This is a genomic window from Paenibacillus sp. MT86 (assembly GCF_058792535.1).
Genome location: NZ_CM179499.1, coordinates 5,434,153 through 5,457,623, shown reverse-complemented (window position 1 = coordinate 5,457,623; position 23,471 = coordinate 5,434,153). Strand labels below are relative to the sequence as shown.

Annotated in this window: 23 protein-coding genes; 12 read left to right on the top strand and 11 right to left on the bottom strand. The window is 52.4% G+C overall.

The features are described 5' to 3' along the window. Positions 1 to 19 precede the first annotated feature (19 nt). Positions 20 to 1,417, top strand: coding sequence for a Fe-S cluster assembly protein SufB (sufB, locus tag AC3RCL_RS24505; RefSeq protein ID WP_015737014.1), 1,398 nt, complete (start codon positions 20 to 22; stop codon positions 1,415 to 1,417). Between the two features lie 288 nt (positions 1,418 to 1,705). Here sufB and AC3RCL_RS24500 read toward each other — a convergent pair whose 3' ends face one another. Both AC3RCL_RS24500 and moaD read right to left on the bottom strand, forming a co-directional pair. Beyond that, positions 1,706 to 2,752, bottom strand: coding sequence for an HD-GYP domain-containing protein (locus AC3RCL_RS24500; RefSeq protein ID WP_096776336.1), 1,047 nt, complete (start codon positions 2,750 to 2,752; stop codon positions 1,706 to 1,708). Positions 2,753 to 2,840: 88 nt separating this feature from the next. Beyond that, on the bottom strand, positions 2,841 to 3,578 hold the full coding sequence (gene moaD / locus AC3RCL_RS24495; protein WP_492532543.1) for a molybdopterin converting factor subunit 1: 738 nt from the start codon (positions 3,576 to 3,578) through the stop codon (positions 2,841 to 2,843). 111 nt (positions 3,579 to 3,689) lie between these two features. On the opposite strand from moaD, the gene AC3RCL_RS24490 reads away from it, so the two are divergent. The 10 genes from AC3RCL_RS24490 to AC3RCL_RS24445 all read left to right on the top strand — a co-directional run bounded on the left by AC3RCL_RS24490 (position 3,690) and on the right by AC3RCL_RS24445 (position 14,512). Continuing rightward, a complete protein-coding gene (locus tag AC3RCL_RS24490; RefSeq protein ID WP_492532541.1) occupies positions 3,690 to 5,123 on the top strand; it encodes a bifunctional metallophosphatase/5'-nucleotidase in 1,434 nt (477 codons plus the stop codon). Positions 5,124 to 5,193: 70 nt separating this feature from the next. Next, on the top strand, positions 5,194 to 6,018 hold the full coding sequence (locus AC3RCL_RS24485) for an undecaprenyl-diphosphate phosphatase (protein WP_492532539.1): 825 nt from the start codon (positions 5,194 to 5,196) through the stop codon (positions 6,016 to 6,018). A gap of 108 nt (positions 6,019 to 6,126) precedes the next feature. After that, a complete protein-coding gene (locus AC3RCL_RS24480) occupies positions 6,127 to 7,230 on the top strand; it encodes an HD-GYP domain-containing protein (protein WP_492532537.1) in 1,104 nt (367 codons plus the stop codon). Between the two features lie 12 nt (positions 7,231 to 7,242). Then, positions 7,243 to 9,504, top strand: coding sequence for an MMPL family transporter (locus AC3RCL_RS24475; protein WP_492532535.1), 2,262 nt, complete (start codon positions 7,243 to 7,245; stop codon positions 9,502 to 9,504). 137 nt (positions 9,505 to 9,641) lie between these two features. Continuing rightward, a complete protein-coding gene (gene yfkAB / locus AC3RCL_RS24470; protein WP_492532533.1) occupies positions 9,642 to 10,781 on the top strand; it encodes a radical SAM/CxCxxxxC motif protein YfkAB in 1,140 nt (379 codons plus the stop codon). A gap of 25 nt (positions 10,782 to 10,806) precedes the next feature. Next, positions 10,807 to 12,138 (top strand): hemolysin family protein, encoded by a 1,332-nt coding sequence (locus AC3RCL_RS24465; protein ID WP_492532531.1) that lies wholly within the window; start codon positions 10,807 to 10,809, stop codon positions 12,136 to 12,138. Between the two features lie 28 nt (positions 12,139 to 12,166). Continuing rightward, a complete protein-coding gene (gene ytvI, locus AC3RCL_RS24460) occupies positions 12,167 to 13,198 on the top strand; it encodes a sporulation integral membrane protein YtvI (RefSeq protein WP_009595724.1) in 1,032 nt (343 codons plus the stop codon). 150 nt (positions 13,199 to 13,348) lie between these two features. Further along, positions 13,349 to 13,570, top strand: a complete 222-nt coding sequence (locus AC3RCL_RS24455; protein ID WP_492532529.1) for a spore coat associated protein CotJA — start codon at positions 13,349 to 13,351, stop codon at positions 13,568 to 13,570. 6 nt (positions 13,571 to 13,576) lie between these two features. Further along, on the top strand, positions 13,577 to 13,852 hold the full coding sequence (locus AC3RCL_RS24450; RefSeq protein WP_492532527.1) for a spore coat protein CotJB: 276 nt from the start codon (positions 13,577 to 13,579) through the stop codon (positions 13,850 to 13,852). A gap of 90 nt (positions 13,853 to 13,942) precedes the next feature. Beyond that, positions 13,943 to 14,512 (top strand): manganese catalase family protein, encoded by a 570-nt coding sequence (locus AC3RCL_RS24445; protein WP_096776327.1) that lies wholly within the window; start codon positions 13,943 to 13,945, stop codon positions 14,510 to 14,512. 101 nt (positions 14,513 to 14,613) lie between these two features. On the opposite strand, the gene AC3RCL_RS24440 is transcribed toward AC3RCL_RS24445, so the two are convergent. The 4 genes from AC3RCL_RS24440 to AC3RCL_RS24425 all read right to left on the bottom strand — a co-directional run bounded on the left by AC3RCL_RS24440 (position 14,614) and on the right by AC3RCL_RS24425 (position 17,191). Continuing rightward, positions 14,614 to 15,435, bottom strand: coding sequence for a HAMP domain-containing sensor histidine kinase (locus AC3RCL_RS24440; RefSeq protein ID WP_492536461.1), 822 nt, complete (start codon positions 15,433 to 15,435; stop codon positions 14,614 to 14,616). Beyond that, positions 15,401 to 15,985 (bottom strand): hypothetical protein, encoded by a 585-nt coding sequence (locus AC3RCL_RS24435; protein WP_492532525.1) that lies wholly within the window; start codon positions 15,983 to 15,985, stop codon positions 15,401 to 15,403. The genes AC3RCL_RS24440 and AC3RCL_RS24435 overlap by 35 nt, the downstream gene beginning before the upstream one ends. Next, a complete protein-coding gene (locus AC3RCL_RS24430; RefSeq protein ID WP_492532523.1) occupies positions 15,982 to 16,668 on the bottom strand; it encodes a response regulator in 687 nt (228 codons plus the stop codon). The genes AC3RCL_RS24435 and AC3RCL_RS24430 overlap by 4 nt, the downstream gene beginning before the upstream one ends. Positions 16,669 to 16,906: 238 nt before the next feature. Next, positions 16,907 to 17,191, bottom strand: coding sequence for a hypothetical protein (locus AC3RCL_RS24425; RefSeq protein ID WP_492532521.1), 285 nt, complete (start codon positions 17,189 to 17,191; stop codon positions 16,907 to 16,909). Positions 17,192 to 17,374: 183 nt separating this feature from the next. Between AC3RCL_RS24425 and AC3RCL_RS24420 the strand changes: the two genes are divergently transcribed. Then, the gene (locus tag AC3RCL_RS24420; RefSeq protein ID WP_009595725.1) at positions 17,375 to 18,061 is read left to right on the top strand and encodes an HAD family hydrolase; all 687 of its coding nucleotides are present in this window, start codon (positions 17,375 to 17,377) and stop codon (positions 18,059 to 18,061) included. A 109-nt stretch (positions 18,062 to 18,170) separates the two neighbouring features. Here AC3RCL_RS24420 and AC3RCL_RS24415 read toward each other — a convergent pair whose 3' ends face one another. The 5 genes from AC3RCL_RS24415 to AC3RCL_RS24395 are packed head-to-tail and all read right to left on the bottom strand — an operon-like array spanning position 18,171 to position 23,470. Then, a complete protein-coding gene (locus AC3RCL_RS24415) occupies positions 18,171 to 19,286 on the bottom strand; it encodes a YheC/YheD family endospore coat-associated protein (protein ID WP_492532518.1) in 1,116 nt (371 codons plus the stop codon). Continuing rightward, a complete protein-coding gene (locus AC3RCL_RS24410; protein ID WP_492532516.1) occupies positions 19,268 to 19,807 on the bottom strand; it encodes a GNAT family N-acetyltransferase in 540 nt (179 codons plus the stop codon). The genes AC3RCL_RS24415 and AC3RCL_RS24410 overlap by 19 nt, the downstream gene beginning before the upstream one ends. 53 nt (positions 19,808 to 19,860) lie before the next feature. After that, the gene (locus AC3RCL_RS24405; RefSeq protein WP_194544205.1) at positions 19,861 to 20,967 is read right to left on the bottom strand and encodes a YheC/YheD family endospore coat-associated protein; all 1,107 of its coding nucleotides are present in this window, start codon (positions 20,965 to 20,967) and stop codon (positions 19,861 to 19,863) included. After that, positions 20,964 to 22,337 (bottom strand): YheC/YheD family endospore coat-associated protein, encoded by a 1,374-nt coding sequence (locus AC3RCL_RS24400; RefSeq protein WP_071218051.1) that lies wholly within the window; start codon positions 22,335 to 22,337, stop codon positions 20,964 to 20,966. Before AC3RCL_RS24400 ends, AC3RCL_RS24405 begins: the two co-directional genes overlap by 4 nt. After that, entirely contained in the window at positions 22,334 to 23,470 is a 1,137-nt protein-coding gene (locus AC3RCL_RS24395; RefSeq protein ID WP_426199229.1) for a YheC/YheD family endospore coat-associated protein, read from the bottom strand. Before AC3RCL_RS24395 ends, AC3RCL_RS24400 begins: the two co-directional genes overlap by 4 nt. Position 23,471: the final 1 nt, after the last annotated feature.

Sequence of the window (23,471 nt, the reverse complement as noted above, 5' to 3'; positions counted from 1 at the left end):
CGATAGGGAGGTAAGTTAAATGGCTAAAAAAGCGCCAGAAATGGAAGAGTATAAATATGGTTTCCGTGACGAGCACAAGGCTATTTTCCAAACCGGTAAAGGTTTGACGCGTGAAGTCGTTACGGAAATATCCAAAATCAAGAACGAGCCGGAATGGATGCTGGAATTCCGTTTGAAGGCTCTGGAGCAGTTCGAGAAAATGCCGATGCCTCGTTGGGGCGGCGATCTCGACGAGCTGGATTTCAACGATATCCAGTATTATGTAAGACCTTCCGAGAAGCAAGGCAAGACGTGGGAGGAAGTACCGGCCGAGATCAAGGAAACCTTCGATAAGTTGGGTATTCCTGAAGCAGAGCAGAAGTTCCTGGCGGGCGTATCCGCGCAGTACGAATCCGAAGTGGTCTACCACAATATGCAAAAGGATCTAGAGGATCAAGGCGTTATCTTCATGGATACCGACACGGCTCTTAGAGAGCATCCGGAGATTCTGAAAGAGTACTTTGCAACGGTCGTACCTCCGACGGATAACAAATTCGCGGCTTTGAACAGTGCGGTATGGTCCGGGGGAAGCTTCATCTATGTGCCGAAAGGCGTACAGTGCGAAATTCCGCTGCAAGCCTACTTCCGGATCAACTCCGAGAACATGGGTCAGTTCGAACGCACGCTGATCATTGCCGACGAGGACAGCTTCGTGCATTACGTTGAAGGCTGTACGGCTCCGATCTACAGCACGAACTCGCTTCACAGCGCCGTGGTTGAGATCATCTGCAAAAAGAACGCGCGTGTTCGCTACACGACGATTCAGAACTGGGCACCAAACATCTACAACCTCGTAACAAAGCGCGCGGTTGCGGAAGAGAACGCAACGATGGAATGGGTGGATGGTAACATCGGCTCCAAGCTGACGATGAAATACCCTGCTGTCGTCCTGAAAGGACGCGGTGCCAAAGGTATGGTGCTTTCCATCGCGGTTGCGGGCAAAGGTCAGCATCAGGACGCTGGGGCGAAAATGCTCCACCTGGCGCCGGATACGACGTCCACGATCGTATCGAAATCGATCAGTAAGCATGGCGGTAAAGTAACATACCGCGGTCTCGCCTCGTTCGGCCGCAATGCGGAAGGCGCGAAAGCGAACATTAAGTGCGATACACTCATTCTTGATAACGAGTCGACGTCCGATACGATTCCTTACAACGAAATCAAGAACGACAACATTACGCTGGAGCATGAGGCGACCGTCTCCAAGGTATCCGAGGATCAGTTGTTCTACCTCATGAGCCGCGGACTTACGGAAGACGAAGCTACGCAGATGATCGTTATGGGCTTCATCGAGCCGTTCACCAAAGAACTTCCGATGGAGTATGCCGTTGAAATGAACCGCCTGATCAAGTTCGAAATGGAAGGTTCCATCGGCTAAGTAGTTCATATGAAGACAGGAGCGAATCACTCAGGGATGGGTGATTCGCTCTTTTTTTGTGCTTGAACGTTTATGGGAATGGCACCGAGACGCGGACGAAGACATTTATAGATTGCACAGGCCGGTTGGATACGTCTTCGATTTTGCCAAAATTCAATAAGATTTGATGTGAAAACCGTCACAAGGCAGACGCTAAAAACGCCAGCCTCAAGGCTGACGGCAATACTGGTTATTCGAGCAGGGAAGCAAGCGATTTAGCAGCTTCCGGATTATCTTTAGGAACACAGGTCACAACAGAATCTCTTGAATCTCGGTATGATATTCCTTGGAGAGGTCGATGAAACGATCATCGGTCTTTACAAGCGGACGGAAGTAATCCGAAGGATGGTTCATGACGATGATGCCGGATTCGCCCGTCGTCAGCAGAACCTTTTTGCCGATGAAATTCGGCAGCATTTGCTGAATGAAAGCGTGCGTCGGCTTGCCGTTCAGCTTCCCGAAGCTGAGACTGTACAGCTCGCGCAGAACGGTTAGCAGCTGCTGCTTGGACTGATAGACCCGGTTCGTTGTCATGGCGCTGTAGACATCGGCTACCGCGCAAATATGAGAGTACGGATGAATCTGGTCTGCATGGAGCGCTCGCGGATAGCCCGAACGGTCATCCCGTTCATGGTGCTGAAGCGCGACCATGGCGGTCACCTTGTCATCCATGGATTCGGCGATCATCTCGTAACCATAGATGGTGTGCAGCTTCACTTCCTCGAATTCCTCGGGGGTCAGCTTGCCGGGCTTGTCCAGGATATCCCTTGAAATCTTACTCTTGCCGATATCATGGAGATAGCCTGCCTTGCCGATTTCATAGGCTTCCTTGCCGGAGTAACCCATCCAATCCGCGATGTAGTAGGATAGCATCCCTACTTGAATGGAATGCCTGTAGGTATAATCGTCTGTTCCATTAAACAGCAGAAGCAGGGATACCACATCCGTATGCTCGTTCAGCGAGCCGACCAGTGGCTGGAAAACATCGTCTACAAGGGATTCATTGAACTTTCCGGATTGGGATGCTTCCGTAAATAAGGCGGAGCATCCGTCAAACGCAAGGTTAAAGTGAGGTTTAACCTTGTTGAACGAGTCCGAAATTTCAGATAACGGATCGAGGGATACGGACAGCGCGCGCGGCTGTATTTCTATGTAATCGATGCCGTGCTGCAATAGCTTGGATATATCCTCTGAACGTAGCAAAGCTCCTTTTTGCAGAACATGAACGCCGTTAGTGTTGTAAGCATCCTGCTGTATTTGATCACCGGGTTTCAGGTCCGTGACATGTACTCTCAAATCATTGCACCTCTTGCCCTTATATAAGTAAAAAGATCAAAACTATCTTAGCAAGAAAATTATGGTTTTACAATGATATAATCGAGACTTATTGCCTAGCCATTGGGTCCCAGGGTCCGGTCTGCGCCCCTTTCCACTCGGATCCATCGTCCCATATCTCCTTTTTCCAGATCGGAACGGATCGCTTCAACTGCTCGATGGCATATCGGCTTGCTTCGTAACATGTTTCCCGATGCGGTGAAGATACGGCGATAACGACGCTGGTTTCCCCGATTCCGACCGTACCGATACGGTGGGAAATCGCGCATTTCGTGCCGGGCCATCGGCCGTGGATGTCCATGCAGATTTGCTGCATTTCTTTCAGGGCCATCGGAATGTAAGCTTCATACTCCAGCGTTACCGTTCGCATCTGACCGGTTATCTCCCGCGTCGTGCCTACAAAGGAAAGCGTTGCGCCATGGTTATCATCATGCACTTTGGCGATGGTTTCTTCCACGGACAGCCGGTGGCAGGTGATGGTGCACGTTCCGTCTGACGAGGAACTGGAGTCTGTGTCCTGCAAGTTGGTTCCGTCTCCGCCGGACACAGGCGGAATCAGAGCCACCTCGTCCCCGCTCTGAATAAGCTGATCCGGCTGCGCATATTCTTGATTGACCGCAACGAAGGCCGTGGCAATCTGGGATTGGGCATCAGGATAAGCTTCGCTAAGAAGCAGCTTCAAATCCCCGGTCGTAAGGGGAAGGGCGGGTACGCTGAATGCAAGTGAAGCCGTGCCGATGCGATCGGCTAATCCGGCGAATAGCAGTATGGAAATGGTTGTCGACATTTTGATCACCTCGTAATTCTTATGGGCTACAATATACCATATTCTTCGCTAAAATGTTATGCTTGTAAGACCGGAAATTATCGTAAAAGTAACTTGGGAGGGGGCCGCCAGATGGGGCTTAAAAGCAATAAACAAAAGCTGACCATATTATATACCAACGATATACACAGCCATTTCGAGATGATGAGCAATGTGGCGGCACTTATTTCCCGGGAAAAGACGGCTGCCGGCGATAAGTCGATCGTGCTGGATATCGGAGACCATATGGATCGCGCATCGGTGGAAACCGAAGGCTCAATGGGGCAAGCGAATGTGGATGTCATTAATTTGACAGGATACGACGCGATTACGATCGGCAATAACGAAGGCCTGACCATTTCGTATGATGTTCTGGAGCATGTATATGCCGGACTGCAGTGCCCCGTCGTTTGCTGCAACATCAGGGAGACGGAGAGTGGCGGTCCTCCTTCATGGATGAAAAGGCATGTGATCCTGGAGCGGGATGGCATTTCGATCGGGCTCACCGGCGCGACGGCAGCTTTTGCAGGATTTTATCAATTGTTAGGCTGGGAAGCAGGAGACCCGGTGGAGGCCATCGCCGAACAGGTTCGAGCGCTTCAGGGTCAGTGTGATATCGTTATCGTTTTATCCCATTTAGGACTAACGATTGATAAAAGATTAGCAGAACATGTAGAAGGCATTGATGTCATACTTGGCGGCCATACCCATCACATCCTTGAGGAGCCGCTAATGATCGGGAAGACAGCCGTATGCGGCGCGGGCAAATTCGGACAATACGTAGGTCGCCTCGTTATGGAGCGAAATGACGTTGGTGAACGGTTTACATGCGTAGAGGGAACCTTACTGCCTGTGGATAAAAGCTTGATGGAGCCCATCGTGGAGCAGGCCATCCTGAAACATCATGAGCTGGCCAAGGAGAAGTTAACCGAAGCCGTGGCCGTAATCGACCGCAGCCTGCCGATCCATTATGAGGAGGAATCGCCGTTTGCGAACCTGTTGGCTCAAGCCGTGCTGCAGCACACGGGTGCCGAAATTGCGATCGTCAATTCCGGGCAGCTGCTGGGACCGCTGCCGGAGGGCGAAATCAGCACCGGGATGCTGCATGGTTTGTGCCCGTCACCGATTAATCCCTGTGTCGTGAAATTGCGGGGAGAACACATCTATCAGGCGCTTGAAGAGAGTCTGCTTCCGGAGTTTAGCGGGAAGAAGATCATGGGCTTCGGCTTCCGCGGGTATCTGTTAGGGGGCCTGGCCGTCGATGGATTAAAGATCCGATATGACAAGGCTGGAGAGCCTTACCGGAAGATCACGCAAATCTCCTTCAAGGGACAACCGCTGGAATGGCAGCGGGAATATCATGTAGGAACGCTCGACATGTTTACTTTTAAAATCGGATACGAGACCCTGGCGCTTGGAACGGATACGGTTTATATGCTGCCCGAGTTTATTCGAGACCTGCTGCGGAGCGAGCTTTCGCGTCCCGGATCGCTTGAAGAGTCCATGATTTCACGCTGGATATCCTGACAACCCCCGACTAACTTCCTTTGGCCGAGCATACATATGAGGAGGACAAAGGTAAGGGGAGGGGTAGGACATGGATTTTATCACATCCATCATACTGGGGATCGTGGAAGGACTAACCGAATTCATTCCGGTGTCTTCCACGGGCCACATGATTTTGACGACCAAGGTGCTCGGTTACGATGACCAAACACCGATCATGAAGACGTTTGAGGTTGTCATTCAGCTGGGAGCCATTTTGGCGATCGCGATTGTTTATTGGAATCGGATTTTGAATCTGCTCGGGTGGAGCCGAAGCGAGCCGTTGACCCGGAAAGTGCCTCGGAGGCGATTGAATCTGATGCATATATTTTTGGGGATTGCTCCGGCCCTGCTGGTTGCGTTTTTTGCGAGGGATTTCATCAAAAGCCTGTTCCATGCGCAGACGGTGCTGTTTGCGCTCGTTGCCGGCGGCATTTTTATGATTTTTGCGGAATGGTACAATAAGCATAAAGTCCAAGTGACCACGCATGATATGGATGATTTGACATATAAGCAGGCCTTTCTGATTGGGATCTACCAGATCATATCCGTCTTATGGCCGGGCTTTTCCCGTTCGGGGTCCACGATCTCCGGGGGTATGCTTAGCGGTGTGAGTTATAAGGCATCGGCCGATTTTTCGTTTATTATCGCAATTCCCATCATGTGTGCCGCATCGGGATATGAATTGCTGGATTCTTACCGATATTTTACTTTAGATACGATCGGCGTATTTCTAGCCGGTTTTATCGTTTCGTTTGTTGTCGCTTATTTTGTCGTCTTGGCCTTCATGAAACTCATACAGAAGATAAGGCTTACTCATTTTGCGATCTACCGTTTTGGTCTCGCCGCCGTTTTTTGGCTGTTCATCATGCATTAAGCAGGAGTAGACACAAGAAGGAGATCCGGCTTCTTCGTATCGTGATCCACTGAAGACTAGACGCTATATCCCACACAAGTTTCAGAATAGCAGAGGAAGTGACGGATTTTGCGTCTTATACCTATCAACGCGTTGAGGCCGGGCATGGTTCTTGGTAAGAAAATATACAATAGTGACGGTTTAATCCTGCTTGCCGAGGGCGTGGAACTGACAGCCGGGCTGATCCGCCGTCTGGGCACGCTGGAACTCGGGTATGTATACATCGAGGATCCGATGACGGAGGATATCGTGGTTCCGGAGCTGTTGACCGAAGAGACGCGGCTGCAGGCGATCCAATCGATTCGGACCAGCTTCAAGAACCTGGAGAGCCAGGCTGCTCTGAAAGGCAGCTTCCTTCATTTGGGCAAAACGTTCTCCGGGATGATGGAGTCCGTTATGGATGAAATTTCGGAGCATGATGAGGGCATGGTGCTGCTGACCGATATGAATACGAACGATTACAACCTGTACCGTCATTCTCTGAACGTATGCGTCTACTCGACGGTTCTTGGCGTGTCTTACGGGTATAACCGGGAAGAGCTGAGGGTGCTCGGCCTGGGGGCCCTGCTGCACGATATCGGCAAAACGCGGATAAGCCAGAAGCTGCTGAACCATCCAGGACGGCTTAGCGAGGAGGAATTTCGCGAGGTCCAGAAGCACACCGAGATCGGCTTCAAAATATTGAAGGACGAGCCCAACATTCCGCTGTTATCGGCGCATTGCGCCCTGTCACATCATGAGCGCCTGGATGGCAGCGGTTATCCCCGGTCTTTGAAGGGACCTGACATCCATGAATACGCCAAATGGATCGCGATTACGGATTCTTACGACGCGATGACCACGCAGCGGGTGTACAAGCCTGCATTGCTGCCGCACGAAGCGGTGGAGGTCATGTACGCCGGATCGGGAACGCTGTATGAACAATCATTCCTGGCCATGTTTCGGGATCGGGTAGCGATATATCCTCCCGGGATCACCGTGAAATTGCATACGGGTGAGAATGGAGTGGTATCCAGGATCCACGCGCATGTGCCGCATCGCCCCGTTGTCCGCGTATTGACGGATGCCGAGGGCACCCCGTTATCCGCGCCTTACGAAGTGGATTTATCTGAGACGCTGGCCGTTATGATCGCCGGCATCGGACAGAGCACCATAGATCAAACTGGAGCATAAGGAGGTTGACTCGTGAGACGTAACGGCCATGCAACATTGCTGCATACATGGGGGCGACTGATTTACCGCTACCGTAAAGCCATTGTTGTAACCTGGCTTATTTTGTTTTGCGTGCTGCTTCCGTTTGCGTTCAAGCTGCCGTCCATATTGCAGCATAACGGGTTTACGCCGAAGGATAGCCCGGCCCAGATCGGAATCAAGAAGCTGGAGGAAGGTCTGGGATTGTCGGCAGCCTCGCTGGATATCGTCGTTGTCAGTCGACACGATGAGAACCTGACGGCAGGGACGGCGCAGAGGCGGATACTGACGGAGCTTGCGCCTTTGCGGGACCGCCCATATGTCAAGGATATGTATATGAATATGGCAGCTCATAAGGCAGGCCAGGATCATATCGTATCCGTGACGGTGCTGCTGGATCTGGATTCCTCGAAAGCCCTGCAGCAGTTTGAAGAGATCAGAGACTCGGTTCCCGACATCACGGGAGCGGATACGTACATAACGGGAAATACCGCCATCTTCGCCGATATGAATCAAGCCGTTAAGAGCGATATTATCCATGCGGAAATGATAGGCATTCCTGCAGCCTTGCTCATCCTGGCGGTCGTATTCGGCACATTGACTGCCGCGCTTCTTCCTTTAATCGCCGGAATTGTCAGCGTGGTGGTCACGATGGGCATTCTGTATTTTGTCGCTTTGGCCGACGGCTCGATCAGCAATTTTCTTCCGAATGTCGTCACGATGCTGGGTCTGGCCGTAGGCATTGATTATGCCTTGCTGATCGTTAGCCGCTTCAAAGAAGAATTGCGGACACGGAGCGGGGATGTGGGATCCGCCCTGGCTATCACTTGCGCAACCGCTGGCAAAGCAGTGATGTTCTCGGGTGCTGCCGTGTTGATCGGTTTTGTGGCGATGAGTTTCATCGACCTGCCGATCTTCCGCTCTTTCAGCATAGGCGGCATTACCGTCGTACTGTTCTCGGTACTGGCCGGCAACACGCTTCTTCCGGCTTTATTGGGGATGCTGGGCCCCCGCATCGATGCGCTCCCTCTCTTTCCGGCCAAACTCCGGTCGCTTCGGGGCCGGCAGACCTCGGGTATGTGGAGAAGGATCTCCGGTTTTGTTATGGCCCATCCCGTGACCATCTCTGTAGCAGCGATCGGTTTGCTGCTGGTAGCGATCTATCCGGTCCGAAACATGAGCATTGCCATCCCCGCTGCCGAAGTGCTGCCCCCCGCCTATGAATCCCGTTATGGCCACGACCTGCTTACGCAGGCTTATGACGAACGCGAATTGAATTCGATCGTTGTGGCGGTGGAGCTTCCGTCCTCCTATGCGGATCCGCACAGCATCGAGCTGATGAAGGCGTACACGGATGAAATCAGGCTCATGCCAGGCGTGAAGCGGGTAGAGAGTTATCTGAGCGTTGGCAGGGGTTCGGTGGAGGAAGTATCAAACGTTCTGTCCCGCCAAGAGATCCGCCAGCAGCTGGAGCAGCATCGTTTTGTCAGAGGAAATATGGCAGCCGTTGCCGTGACTCCGGAGCATGAGGAATCCCATGCACTCACGATGCAGCTTGTCCAAGCGCTGCGGACCATGGATACGAATGAACTGAAGACCTATGTCACCGGCAGCCCCGCGTATAAACTGGACATCATGGAAGCCATCCAGCAGAACATTTCCTACGTCCTGGTATTTGTATTTGCGGTGACTTATATCATCCTCCTCTTCGCATTCCGGTCGATCGTGCTCCCCTTAAAGGCCAGCGTCATGAACATGCTCAGCCTGGGCGCCGGACTCGGTATCGTGGTGTGGGTATTTCAGGAGGGCATTGGTGCGGAGTGGCTGGGCGTTTCCTCTACAGGGTCCATCTTCGCGCTTTTGCCGGTCCTGATATTCTGCGTGGTGTTCGGCATATCGATGGACTATGAAGTCATGATGCTCTCGCGGATCATGGAGAACTATGAACGGACGGGGGATAACGAATTCAGCACGGCCGAGGGCTTGGAGAGTACGGGCGGTTTGATTACCAGCGCGGCTCTGATTCTGGCCGTCGTTGTGGGTGCCTTCGTATTTACGGACAATGAAGTGATGAAAGCGATCGGTTTAGGCCTGACAGCAGCCATTCTGCTGGACGCGACCGTGATTCGGGTGCTGCTTGTGCCTGCATTCATGAAGATGCTGGGCAGAGCGAATTGGTGGAGTCCCGCATGGATGTTTCCGGCATCTAAGCTTGCTTCCAAGGAACGTTCAGACAAACGGGGGGAAGCCGGATGATTTCCAGCCGAACCAAGCAGAAGCCTTCTGTTTGGGTATGTTATAATCATATAATGGACATTATCAAAACCGTAGAGTACATCCAAGCAAGTTGTACTGACTGAATCGGTAATTCAAAGAAATAAGGTGAGTGAACCATGAGTAATACAGCACAGCCGTTTCCATCAGCCGTAAGGCCTATTTCGCCGAGTTATGATCCGTGGGATCCGATAACTTCCCTGCGAGAGCATGGCCGCCACGTGCTGACCAGCGTGGAAATGACAGTGACGCATCTGTGCAATATGCGCTGCGAGCATTGCGCTGTCGGTGATATGCTCGTCATGAAGGAAGCCCCGATGCTGCCCGTGGGTACGATGCTGAAGCGGCTGGATGAGGTAGAGCATCTGCAGACGATCAGCTTGACGGGCGGTGAACCGGCGTTTTTGGGCAAAACGGTGGATAACGTGATTGTTCCCCTGCTCAAGTACGCCAAGGAACGGGGAATCCGGACTCAGATCAACTCCAATCTGACGCTGGATATCGGCAGGTACGAGAAGATGCTGCCCTATCTGGACGTTATGCATATTTCGTTCAATTACTTGAACGGGGACGACTTTTATGAGGTCGGATTTGCGAATAGCGCTCGCCCTGTCTCCAAGGAAACGGCATACAAGATGTACGACACGATGCTGGTCAATTCCGAGAAGCTGAGCGCGGCCGGCATGTACATATCCGCCGAATCAATGATTAACTACAGAACGCATACGAAACTGGGCGGCATTCATAAGCTGATCAAGGACATGGGCTGCAAGCGGCACGAGGTTCACCCGATGTATGCTTCGAACTTTGCATCCGCGCTGCCCGTCTTGTCTTTGGCCGATACGAAAGCCGCCATCCATCATTTGCTGGATGTCCGAGACAGGGACATGTGGATGCTGTTCGGAACGCTGCCGTTCTATGCCTGCAGCTCGGACGATCATGACCAGGAGATCATTCGCCGCTTGCGGCAAGAACCGAACGTAACGGTGCGGAACGATCCGGATGGCCGTAACCGGGTGAATGTGAATTTATTCTCGGGCGACGTGTACGTAACGGATTTTGCTGATATCCCGGCTTTTGGTAATATTAAGGAACAGAAGCTGGACGATATTTTTGACGCATGGTCTACAGGGCATCCGTTGAATCAAACGGTCAACTGTCACTGCGATGCAGTGAGCTGCTGCGGCCCGAACCTGTTGGTAGCCGACATGTACTATCGGGGTGTGGATTTCAAGTCGAGAAAAGCAAAGACAAACTAGAACCCTAGAAAGAAGGCGTGTCATCATGGCAGAGGAATTTGAGGTCGGGAAACTGATTTTGAATTTACTCTTGGTTTTCCTGCTCGTTTTGTTGAACGGCGTGTTTGTAGCCGCCGAATTTTCACTCGTGAAAATGCGCCAATCCAGGCTGACCCAGCTCGTTAGCGAAGGGCACCGGCTTGCCGGCATTGCGCTGAAAGTAAACCAAAAGCTGGATGCTTATTTATCCGCCACCCAACTCGGGATTACCCTGACTTCCCTGGGACTCGGCTGGATCGGGGAGCCCGCCATTTCCGAATTGCTGGTAGCTCCCATCATGCACAGCATCGGCTTTGCGGATGAGCGATTGATCAGCACGATATCGGTCGCGGTGGGCTTCTGTATTATCACCTTTTTGCATATTGTGTTAGGGGAGCTTGCACCGAAATCTTTGGCTATTCAGCGGACGGAGGGCACGGCACTGCTTCTGTCAGCCCCGCTTCTCTGGTTTTACCGCATTTTTCTGCCGGTGATCTGGGTGCTCAATGCTTCCGCTAACCGTATTCTGAAGCTGGTCGGCATCGAGCCCGCAAGCGAGGCCGAGGCAGCCCACTCCGAGGAAGAGATTCGGATTCTGATGACCGAGAGCGCACGGAGCGGTGTCATCGACGAGAACGAGATGAAATTGATGGACAACCTGTTCGATTTTTCCGATTTGAGAGCCAGGGAAATTATGCTGCCGAGGACGGATATGGACGTATTGTTCACCAATTTTACCTTGGAGGAGAACCTTCGGATCGTCAACGAGACGAAGCATTCCCGTTACCCGGTTGCCACGGACAACAAGGACCGCATCATCGGATTTGTCCACATTACGGATCTCCTTCTGGCAGAGCCGGAGAAACAGCGTGATCTGACATCCTTGGTGAGACCGATTATGGACGTATCGGAATCTATGGAGATCAGCCAGGTGCTGCGGAAGATGCAGGCGAGACATGAGCAGCTTGCGCTCGTGGTGGACGAATACGGAGGGACCGCCGGCATTCTCACGGCTGAGAAGATTCTGGAAGAGATTGTCGGGGACCTGTACGATGAGTTCGAAGACGAGCGGCCGGAAATCGAAGTGTATGATGAGTCCTTTTCGGTAGACGGGCGAATGCTCATCGAAGAAGTGAATGATTTGACCGGCTTGATGATTGATGAGCATGACGTCGATTCCATTGGCGGTTGGTTGTTCAAGGAGCTGGAAGGGAACCCGGCAGTCGGGAAGAAAACCACCTTTGACGGGGTGGTCTTTGAAGTTGAGGAGTCTACCCGGTTACGCGTAACCCGCGTCATGATTCATCAGAAGCTGGAAAGCAGCCTCACCCAGAACTAGCAAGACTCTATTGGTTAGGAAGTGGATTATGTCGATTAAGCAGCTGATCTTTATCGGTTTGGGGCTCCTGTTGCTGTACGGAATGTTTACAGTCGGAGCTCCGTTCCTGTTGGCTATCGTGATTGCTATTGCACTGGAGCCGTTAAATCGGCTCTTGATGAAAAGGCTCCGGCTAAACCGCATTGCGGCCGCAACCGTGACCAGCACGCTATTTCTTCTCTTGATGCTGCTTCTGGCTTATCTGATCGGGCTTCAGGTGTTTAACCAGCTGGTGGAATACTGGAGCAGGGCTCCGCAATATTTTGCGGGGGCCAATGAATTCCTTCAGCATACGATTATTCAGGCTCAGGACATGCTGAACGGCGTTTCGCCGGGCCTTGCCGACAGTCTTACCGAATTTATGTCGAATATTTCTTCCTATGTGCAGTCGCTGGTCAATTCGGTATCTTCAACCTTCCTGTCCTTTGCCAAAACGCTGCCTAACCTGTTTGTCACGTTCATCGTATTCTGCGTGGCGGTATACTTGTTTGCGTTCAGCCTCGATACGATGCGCGAAAAGGTATTGTCGCTGTTCGACGAGTCTTCCCAATCGCAGGTGAATGAAGTGCTGCTCAGCCTGAAAAAATCGATATTCGGCTTTTTGCGGGCCCAGCTGATCCTTAGTTTGTTCACGTACGTGATCACGCTGCTCGGCTTGCTGGTATTAGGTATCAATTACCCGCTTGCCATCGCCCTGCTTGTCACGATTGTCGACATCCTGCCGATCCTTGGCGTAGGCTCCGTACTGATCCCATGGTCCATTTACCTGCTCGCGGTAGGCGATATTTTTACCGGGATCGGCTTGATTTTCCTGTTCATCCTGATTACGGTGATCCGCCGCGTGCTGGAGCCGAAGGTCATTGGGGATGCCGTCGGCATCGGCGCATTACCGGCCCTGGTCAGCATGTATGTCGGATTTAAGCTGGTTGGCGTGATCGGATTTTTTATCGGCCCCTTGGTCGTCATTATCTATTCCGCCATGCGTAAAGCGGGCTTGTTCCAAATCAAGATCAAATTCTGAGGACAACTTGATGCGAACCCTTTTCCCGGGAATATTCCAGGGAAGAGGGTTTTTTTGTCATTTTAGAGTTCATTTTTCTGGGCGGAAGACATATGTTAAATACGAAGAGCCCTTGATAATGACGGATAGTAACGATAAGGAGGAATACCCTTGAAGGAAAACCCTGAGGTGCGCGTATACTCGGTATTTCATTCGCCATTTGATCCTTGCCCGCCCAAGCTCTACAGAACGTATGTGGTGCCGGTTAACCAGTATGTCGTGTTTCAACCGCCCGGCCTGCCGCAGTTTAGCCCCGCCGAGGCATTGAGACACGGAACGTTATGGCCGTCCTTGTATAGTCCGTATACCTCGCGAAAATTTAAAGGAGAGTGATCGGCCGTGAACGAAGCCAGACCCCAGGTTGGAGATCGGAAGTATTACGAAATGCTGGAGCAGCTTCAGGCCCTGGATTTTGTCCTGGTGGAGCTGAACCTGTATTTGGACACCCATCCGGATGATCTCAAGAGCATCGAGCAATTCAACAAGTTGACGCAGGAAAGGACGGTGCTCGCGAAGCAATTCCAGGAGCTGTATGGACCGCTGCAAAATTTTGGCCGTGCTTATTCCAGATATCCGTTCGAATGGGCCCAAGGCCCATGGCCTTGGCAGGTTTGACGGCGTTGGCCAGCGGGCTGCTGCTTGCTTCACCACCTGCATGCAGCCCTCACGAAGAGGAAAAGCGAGAACAAGGAGGCGGAAGAGCCCATGTGGGTATATGAAAAAAAACTTCAGTATCCGGTGCGCGTAAGTAAATGTGATCCGAGAATGGCAAAATTTTTGATGGAGCAATATGGAGGCGCTGACGGCGAGCTGGCCGCCGCGCTGCGTTATCTGAACCAGCGGTATACGATTCCAGACAAAGTGATCGGATTGCTCAACGATATCGGAACCGAGGAATTCGCACATCTCGAGATGATTGCCGCGATGGTGTACAAATTGACGAAGGATGCAAGCGTGGCGGAGCTGGAGGCAGCCGGATTGGGCGCGCACTATGCCAATCACGATCATGCGCTGTATTACGAGAATGCCGCTGGGGTTCCGTTCACGGCAACTTACATTCAGGCAAAAGGCGATCCGATTGCGGATTTGTACGAGGACATTGCGGCAGAAGAGAAAGCGCGCGCTACATATCAATGGCTCATCGACATGACCGACGACGTGGATTTGCAGGACAGTCTCAAATTTTTGCGGGAACGGGAAATCATTCATTCCCTCCGCTTCCGGGAGGCCGTTGAGATTATCAAGGAAGATCGGGAAACGAAGAAAATATTCTAGGGTGCGTACATCGTTAGCCCCACCTGCAAGTGAATCGTTCATGACAGGCCCGGCCGATAGCGGCCGGGCCTGTTTATGGTTGAAGGAAGATATGGCGGCCGTTAGGTCCCGCGCAGCTCCTGGTCCGAATCATGATACGGCAGCCGGACCGTAAAGGTGGTACCCTCCCCCGGCTTGCTCTCTGCCTGAATCGTTCCTCCATGAGATACGATGAATTCCTTGGCAATCGCAAGACCTAGTCCCATGCCGCCTTGATGCCGCGCACGCGCTTCATCCGTGCGGTAGAAGCGGTCAAAGAGATAAGGAAGATGCTCTTCTTCAATCCCTGGGCCCGTATCCCGAATATCGATCCGAAGCATGCCGGATGGGGACTCCTCTAACAGCGAAACATGGACAAGCCCGCCATGGGGCGTATACCGGATCGCGTTGACGAACAGATTCAGGAATACTTGGGTGATTCGACTAGGATCAACGGGTACGGAGGTGCGTTCCGTAGCGCTCGTCAGTCGCAGGGCCAAGTTTTTGGCCTCCGCCTCAGGCTCTACCCGTTCCCGGATTTGACTCAGCAGAACCAGCATATCGGTTGGTTTTCGAACCAGCGGCAGCTGCTTCGCTTCGGCTAAAGATAATTGATGGAGGTCACCCACGAGCCGGGTTAAGCGAATCAATTCGTCCTGGATGGGAAGCAGCAGTTCGGGTTCGATCGGCTGCCGATTCTGTTGAAGCAGATCCAGCTTTCCCCTCACGATGGTCAGCGGTGTGCGAAGCTCATGGGCGACGTCAGCCACCAAATTGCGGCGGACCATTTCCGATTGTTCGAGCTTGGAAGACATTCCGTTAAAAGCGACGGCGACCCTCCCGTATTCGTCCTCCGAGGTGACGGGGGCCTTAATGCCGTACTCGCCTTGACCGAGGCGTTCGATGGCCGGGACGAGTTTGCGCAGGGGCGCCGTGAGCCTTCGCGATATCCAGTATGCCGCCCCGAGGGATAGCAGGACGAAGAGGATGGTGCCTCCGCACAGCAGAATGATGATGGATGTGGGCGTGCCGATCCGAAGCTTGGTCAGGTTTTGCCACGTCCGTATCATAATAATACAGCTCCGCGACCGCGTCGCCTTCAACATGCAACGTCCGCTTTACCCCCAGACGTTTGATCAGCTGCTCTACAGCCTCCCCCTCATGCAAGAGGGTCGTTTGTTCCCCTGATACCAGCAGGATGCTCTCCTGGCGGTCAGCCGAACGGGGACTGTCCGCTAACCATGCCTGATCCTGAACGGCACGAAAAGTATGCCCATTCTTTACGTAGTAGCCGACCAGCCGGTCCTGGAGCTGATCCAGCTCTTCTTCGCGCGAGGTTTGCAGCATGACATCCATGGAATCGCGGATCACGATATAAGTAAGAAGGACGAAGACGGTGCTGAAACCGATAATGAACGACGAGAGGACGATGAAGATTTTGCGGCCCACGCTCATGGCTGCTGCTCAAACCGGTAACCGAATCCATACACCGTTTTGATAAAAACGGGCTCGGCCGGGTCATCTTCGATTTTTTTGCGAATCCGGCTGACATGGGCGTCCGCGGTCCGTTCATCATTGTGGATATCATCCTCCATGGCCGCCTGAAGCAGCTGCAGACGGCTGTATACCACGCCAGGCCTGGATGCAAGGGTCAGGAGCAGCTTGAATTCGGTAGGCGTAAGCAAGATCTCCCGGTCGTGTTTCCATACCCGGCATTGGGTTTCCGAGATCGTTAAATCGCCGCGCTTAAGCATTTCTTCAGTAACCGATTCGCCTTCTATTCTGCGAAGGACCGACCGGATACGCGCAGCCAGCTCCCGCAGGGAGAAAGGCTTGGTCATGTAATCGTCTGCGCCTACCTCCAGCCCGATCAGCTTATCGGTTTCCTCAATCCGCGCGGTAACCATAATAATGCCGACACGGCTTGATTTTCTGAGCTCCCGGCATACTTCAATGCCGCTTAATTCCGGCAGCATCCAATCCAATACGACCAGCGACGGCTTGGCGTCTCTCGCTTTGGCCAAAGCCTCCGTGCCGGTCGAAGCGGTAATGATGTGAAATCCCTCCTGCCGAAGGAACGGTTCCATAAATTCAATGACTTTCCGTTCATCGTCCACAAGAAGCAAGGTATGTGCCATGCAAGCATCCTGCCTTTCCATTGATTCGTTAGGTTCAGCGGTAAATCCACCCCATTATATACGGTTTCCAGCCGCAATTGGAAAATTTCACGGAATCCGCAAGCCATCATCACAAGATCGCAACATTTCGATGATAGGATGATCGTATCTGCCGTTTGTTACCTCGGCATGGTACGCCGCTACGTTAATGATCTGGCGGCCGCGCCCGGAATTTGAACAATAACGCTTCGTTCCGGCGCTACCCTTCAACCGCCAGCGAGATCCAAACGAACAAGATATAGAACAGGATCGGTATCGCAAACCCCAGGGACAACAGGCACCATACGAGCGGTGTCCGAACCATCTCCTTCACCAGGGCGATCGGGCTTCGGACATATCGGCCCTTCTTAAGCCGGTTAACCATCCTCTTGAGAATGGCGGCTTGCTCTAGGGGATCATACCGTTCCAGCTCTTCCAGCAGTTCGGCTTCCAGCAGCCCGATGGCCGATGCTTCACCAGACTCCCTTGTTTCCGGCAAGTTCATCCTCTCCTTTCTTCGCACTTATTGTATATATAACAACGTTAAAGCCTCCTTGGTTACGCATGATGACATAGACAAAAAGCAGCAGTTATGGGGGAATGGGATTTGCAGATGTGATATGGTTCCTATATGATGAGGGGAGATTAGACTAGAATCAGATTATATGGAGCGAAGGGAAGGACAAAATTGGAAAAAACAGCTACGTTAATCAAGCCGGAAGCGATGATATTTGACATGGATGGAACGCTGTTTCAGACGGAGACCCTGCTGCTGCCCGCCTATCACAAATTGTTCGACATTTTGCGCGAAGAGGGGCACTACGAGGGAGAAACGCCGGATGAGGAGCTCATGCTTGGATGTCTGGGGATGCTGCTCGAGGACATTTGGAAGAAGGTCATACCGGATGCGACGCCGGCAGCCCATAACCGTGCAAACGAGCTGCTGCTGCAGCTGGAGCTCGAAGGTTTAAGCGATGAAGCAGCCGTTTTGTATCCTGAGGTGAAGGAGACGCTGGAGGAGCTTCATCGGCGCGGCGTCCGATTGTTTGTTGCCAGCAACGGACTGGAGGATTACGTGAAGGGCATCTCCCAAGCGAGGGGGCTTATGCCGCTTTTTGAAGGGGTCTACAGTGCCGGAGAGCACGGAACGGCTTCGAAGGTGGATTTGGTCAGATTGCTGCTGGATCAGCATGAAATCAAGGATGCCTGGATGGTAGGAGACCGGTCATCGGATGTGGAGGCAGGCAAAGAGAACGGACAAACCGTCATTGGCTGCCGCTATGCAGGTTTTGGCGAGGATCAGGAGCTGAAGGGATCGGACGTTGTCATCCATTCTTTTTCACAGCTGCTGAAGCTTCATGACCAAGCCGAGTAGATTGGATAGGAGTCACAAAGGCTGTTTCCAAGGGTAGCATGCAACCCTCTTGGAAACAGCCTTTGTGCGTTTTTTCGGATTCTAGTATTCGATTTTCCAGGGTTCGGCCTTAAGCATTCTTCGCGGATTTTTTTTGACTGTAGACCCACATGGCATATTCTAAGGGCTTCACCATGGATTCGCGGTAGGCAGCCATATCGCCGATCTGCGAGAATACTTCCCTTGATGGCTTAGGATTCACCTCCAGGAGAAGAACCCTTCCGGTTTTATCCACTGCCAGATCCAGCGCAAGCTCGCACAAGCCTCCATATTGACCGTCGAGAAATTGGGCTATGGCCACGCCGAGGGAATCGGCTTCCTCGCGGATGCTGGCGCGCTTTGCCGGATCTGCGATCCATTTGCTTAACAATTCTTCCATCATCGTCGCGCTTCCGCCGCCATGCAGGTTGGAGGTTACGCTCTTCGGCGCCCCGACGCGTCCCACGCAGCCGGTCACCTGCCATTGACCGGCTCCGTCTTTCTGCACGAGCATTCGGTAGTCATGCACTCTTCCGTCCGGCAGCTCCAGCTGTATTCCCTCTTGGACGAGATATCGGTCTTTATTGCCCCAGCCCGATAAATATTGCGCCAAATGGCCCGATGGCATCCGTTTCGGTTTAATGATGCTCCGATTGGAATTGCGTCCCCGGATTTCATACGTCCCCGTAACGCCCGGCACCTTCGCAATCCGCAGGATTCCGCGTCCGCCCGTTCCGTTGATCGGCTTAAAATAAACGACAGGGTGAACATGGAGCATCCGGTGAATGTCACTGGTGCTCGTAACGATCCGGGTGTCCGGCAGATGGGGACGGAAGCGTTTCTTGGTGGATAATACTTGATGAATCGTCCATTTGTTGCGTAAAGGTCTGTTCAGAAACAGTAAATGCCGATAGCGTGAACGAAAGCGCAGCAGCTGTTGAAAGCGGGGGCTCTTTTGAATGCGGCAGCGATCAAAGATCATATTGGGAAACGAGCGCCATCTGCGGCCCCATCTCCGGCGATCCGGATCGTATTCCATGGCGTTGATCAGGCCTTGCGCACTGTTAACGTCAGCGGGGGTGAAGACGTAAACGTCAAGGCCCATCGCTTTTCCTTCCCTGATCATATGCTCGTAGATATGCCGCTCCTCCAGCGTTTTCCGTTCATCCAAGTATAACGTCATAATACCTAAGACGGGTTTTGACACAGAAGTTCACCTTCTTGAACAGAGTCAGCACGAGATGCTGAAGAACTGTGGAATGGGTGCAGGGGAAGGGTTCCGCTCATAACGAGCGTAGGTTTGCCCGTCGGACCTTGCTCAAGCGCTATGGCCTGTAGCCCTGCATGAAAGCACATTTGCAAACTTGCCGAATGATCGGCGGCTACTTTGCATCGCAGCCGCCCGAATTTGGATAATTGTGAGCGGATCAGGGAAGAACCGATATGCCGGTTGCGGTATAGAGGGTGTACAGCAACCATGCAGGCACCTTCCCCATAATCCGCCGCAAAGCACACCCCCACAGGTATGCGGCCGACATCGCTTCGAACCGTAGCGGCCATGATCGAGGTACCGGGCTGCAGCAGCTCGTCATAGGATAGCAAGGCCAGGCGCTGGTAACCTTCGCGGGTTAGGCGTTTGTTGCTGTACCGCCGGAAGAATTCGCTGCACTGCTGTCTGGCATGCGGCCATTCTTCCGGGCTTGAGAGAGCTAGACATGAGATTTCCACACGATCCCCTCCTTTCATGTCTTTCTTAACCGTTGCTCTGGCTGATGCAGGGCCTACCTTTGATTGATCAGGTATTCGGAATATTGAAAAATCCGCTCCAGTGACTTTTTCCGGATCGCGGGTTCGTCAAATTTCATGGGTCTTGAATTGGCTTCGAAGAACCAGAGAACGCCTTCGCTATCAATTCCGAGGTCCATGGACATTTCGCCATGGATCTGACCAGAGCTCTTCTCAATCTGCCGTGCCATATGCACGGCTGCTTTTTTAACTTCGCTAAGGATGGCGTCAGACCGTTCCTGACCGAACACGATCGGCAGCAGCTTCTCCGGATCCTCAATCGTTCCTCCGCGAGGAACATGTGTGGTGATGCTTTTGGCGCCTGCCATTCGAGCTCCAATGCCTGTAACTGCCCAGGAGCCGTACTCGTTCTTTTGCACAAGTATGCGGAGGTCGAAGGCGCGACCGTGGACTTGGGCCAGCTCGATTCCTTGCTGGATCAGGTATGAGCTTCCTTTAGTCTCCTGATAAACACGGTTCCAAAGCCGCTCTAAGGAGGCTGCTTTGTAGGTGGTGCTGTTTTTGTTGTTCTGTATTTGTATGCGGTAGGGGAGCGATTTGTTTTTCTGATACCGCACCCTCATGATTCCTTGCCCGGCCTTGCCGTCCTCTGGTTTAAGATACAGGTAGGGCTTCCGCTTGATCATTTCATATAAAGTAGGGTAACCCTTCAATCGCTTTGTCAAGGGTGCCCACTTTTTGGTTAACCGTGATTTGTTCAGCCAAGCAAAGAGACGCCACTTATTGAAGAAGTGTGGGTTATAGATATCGATATGGGGATGTTTTTGGCATTCCTTGATTTTGCGTCGGACCCAGGGAAGGGCTTCATCCTCTCGGTAAGGGATCCGGTTATATATAACCTGGGGCAGAGGGCATAGCCTCTGCTCCCAGGAATGGTCGCTGTTCAGGATATAGCCTTTGACAGTACCCGTATCAAGCTTCAGATCACGTACGGTGACCACATAGACGATAAAGCCCATATCCTTTCCCGTTTTGATGATTTCCTGAAAGTTTTGCCGGTTGCCTCTGAACATCGTATGCGAGTCGTGCATGGTCAGGATGGCTACAACCGGTCTTCCATCACTCTCCACTCGGTTATTCACGAGTCATTCCCCCTGTGGAAGCCGCTGAGATACATACTGTGTTCAAATATATGCTCCACCGATGCTTTTCCTTCCCCTTTAAGAGAAGGGTGGTTGAATATCGATCGGCCCGGCTTCGAATTCGCTTCAAACATCCATATCCTCTCGTTATCATCTATTCCTATATCGAACCCGATTTCTCCTAACAGATGCGGATGATGATTCTCGATGGCCTCCGACATCGCGATGGCGGCGTCCTTGGCACGCTCCAGCACATCCCGAGCTTTGGAGCCGAAGGCCCGGCTGAGCGCCTGCTCCGGCGTCATCAAGGAGCCCCCGTTCTTGATATGCGTTGTGACGCTGCCCCGACCGGCTTTTTTGGCGCCGATACCAACCACGGACCACCGGTTTTTGCTGTTCTTATGCATATGAAATCTGAAGTCGATAGGGCAGCCATCGATTTCAATGAGGCGGATTCCTTGCTGGATAACATAGTTACGCAGCTTGGAGCCATGCTTGGCCTGTAGCATACGCATCAGACTGTTAAAGCTTGGGAACTTGAGAAGGGTGTTACCCCCGTTTCCGTGATATCGCGCAAAGTATCCTTTTTTGGGAAGATAGGTTAACCGGTAAATCCCGAGGCCTAAGCTTCCGGCTGAGGGCTTATAATATACAAAGTTATGGCGCTCCATCATATCCTTAATCCGCTCGGGACTAGGATTGTTATGCGTTTCCGGCAAATATTTGCCTGCCTGCACGTCGCCGTCCAGCTGGGAGTACACATCGGATTTATTGAAGAAGGCCCAGTTGAAAAATTTAATGTTGCGCTTCAGAAACCGATCTCTCAGTTGATTGGTAAAAGGGGAGAAGTCGGTTTTTCGGCTAGGCAGGCGATTATAGACGACATTAGGGAGCGGAACGGTTTTGCGGACAAAACCGCCGCCGGAACCGAGCATATAGGCATGCACCGTTTCGCGCTGCCAGTTGATATCCCGGGGGGCAAAGGCATATACAAACATTTTTTTGTTGCCCTCACGAAGAAGCTGACGAATATACGAGGTTCGGGCTCCAAAGGGGCTGGATGGATTATGCGGTCCGTCGGAGAGAACCCCAACCACGGGCCCCAGCTCGATTTCTCCTTCACGGGGGGAATGGATATAGACAGGGCCCTGTCTGGGAACGTGGATACCGTTGCGGACACCGTTGCTTAAATAGATGTGTTTCCCCGATCGATCGATCGGTTTTACAGCAGCGGACACCGTGTTGGTCCCGATGCGTAGCTTAATCGATTTCCTGCTTGATAGCCCCAGGCTCTTTAGAAGCGAACCGGATAAAAAGACGACTTTTTCGGGCTGCTGCGAGAAATGAATATTTCCGAAATTCAAACTCATGTATTTACCCTCCTAAGTTGTCGAAGCAATAAATAACGGGCGTATTGAATCGGATGTTCGACGGACAGCCGGGCTGCGTGACCATCTCCCGTTAGTGTAAATGCGCGGCGGCCCGGTTTGGAATTAACCTCCAGGATCCAGACCCGTCCCTTTGTATCCACGCCAAAATCGATTCCCAGCTCGCCAAGTCGGCCGAATCCTTCTTCGAGCAGAGATGGAAGCTGAGCGGACAGATCTCGGATGGTCTGAATGATCTTCATGGCCTTTTCTTCTCCGAAATCGGCCGTTAGATAGGGAAGGGCCGGAAATGCGGTGCCTCCCCCGTGAAGGTTCGAGGTCAGTCCTTGGCTTACGCCTTGCCGTGCAGCGATTCCTGTGATGGACCATCTGCCGCGGTCATTCTTTTGAACCAATGACCGAATATCAAACGGATCTCCGTTACGGTTATGAAGCTCCAGATAGGGTTGAATGATAAACCGGCGTCGACCGGTAAATCGACTCACCCATTCGTTCATCTCTTGTGCGGGAATAGTCTGCTGGAACATGCGATTGCTCCGGTTCCTTCCTTGCAGTCTGACACGCTGTTGATCTGTCAAAGCGAGGTACAAAGTATGACGACCCTGAGAGCCTCCGCTAGGCTTCATGAAAAGTCCGCTGCCAAAAGCCAGCAGGGCCCTGCTCAGTGATTCCGCTCCGGTATAACTTAAGGTTGCCGGCAGATATGGCCTTAAGGCGGAGGAGCGCTTTAATAGTTGATGCACTTTCTGCTTGCCGGGCAGACCGCGTGCCCACAGTCTTACGCCCTGCTGCAGCATTCGGTTCAGATACGCACCGGCGGCAGCCGTTTCCTCACCGTTTCGGTGCAGACATCGGTCATAGATGACGTCTGGAGGAGGAAAGGTGCCGAAACTCCAGCCTTTTCCAGGATTGAATTGATATCCTTGTATCCTGTCTATGGAGCTTTCAACACCAGAAGCAGGAGAGGCATCATCCGGACAAAAAACAAATACCTGCATGCCGAGTCCCTTGGCCTTCGAGCTAAGTTCACGGAGGAATTCCTTCTCTGCGAAGGGAGGGAAGCCCGGTTTGCGGCATACCATGACACCCAGGGTGCCTATCTTGTTTGACGACATA

Excerpts from the sequence above, each read along its gene's own strand:
- sufB (WP_015737014.1), top strand. The coding sequence starts at position 20 with ATGGCTAAAAAAGCGCCAGAAATGGAAGAGTATAAATATGGTTTCCGT.
- moaD (WP_492532543.1), bottom strand. The coding sequence starts at position 3,578 with ATGTCGACAACCATTTCCATACTGCTATTCGCCGGATTAGCCGATCGC.
- AC3RCL_RS24490 (WP_492532541.1), top strand. The coding sequence starts at position 3,690 with ATGGGGCTTAAAAGCAATAAACAAAAGCTGACCATATTATATACCAAC.
- AC3RCL_RS24485 (WP_492532539.1), top strand. The coding sequence starts at position 5,194 with ATGGATTTTATCACATCCATCATACTGGGGATCGTGGAAGGACTAACC.
- yfkAB (WP_492532533.1), top strand. The coding sequence starts at position 9,642 with ATGAGTAATACAGCACAGCCGTTTCCATCAGCCGTAAGGCCTATTTCG.
- AC3RCL_RS24465 (WP_492532531.1), top strand. The coding sequence starts at position 10,807 with ATGGCAGAGGAATTTGAGGTCGGGAAACTGATTTTGAATTTACTCTTG.
- ytvI (WP_009595724.1), top strand. The coding sequence starts at position 12,167 with ATGTCGATTAAGCAGCTGATCTTTATCGGTTTGGGGCTCCTGTTGCTG.
- AC3RCL_RS24445 (WP_096776327.1), top strand. The coding sequence starts at position 13,943 with ATGTGGGTATATGAAAAAAAACTTCAGTATCCGGTGCGCGTAAGTAAA.
- AC3RCL_RS24435 (WP_492532525.1), bottom strand. The coding sequence starts at position 15,985 with ATGAGCGTGGGCCGCAAAATCTTCATCGTCCTCTCGTCGTTCATTATC.
- AC3RCL_RS24430 (WP_492532523.1), bottom strand. The coding sequence starts at position 16,668 with ATGGCACATACCTTGCTTCTTGTGGACGATGAACGGAAAGTCATTGAA.
- AC3RCL_RS24425 (WP_492532521.1), bottom strand. The coding sequence starts at position 17,191 with ATGAACTTGCCGGAAACAAGGGAGTCTGGTGAAGCATCGGCCATCGGG.
- AC3RCL_RS24400 (WP_071218051.1), bottom strand. The coding sequence starts at position 22,337 with ATGAGTTTGAATTTCGGAAATATTCATTTCTCGCAGCAGCCCGAAAAA.
- AC3RCL_RS24395 (WP_426199229.1), bottom strand. The coding sequence starts at position 23,470 with ATGTCGTCAAACAAGATAGGCACCCTGGGTGTCATGGTATGCCGCAAA.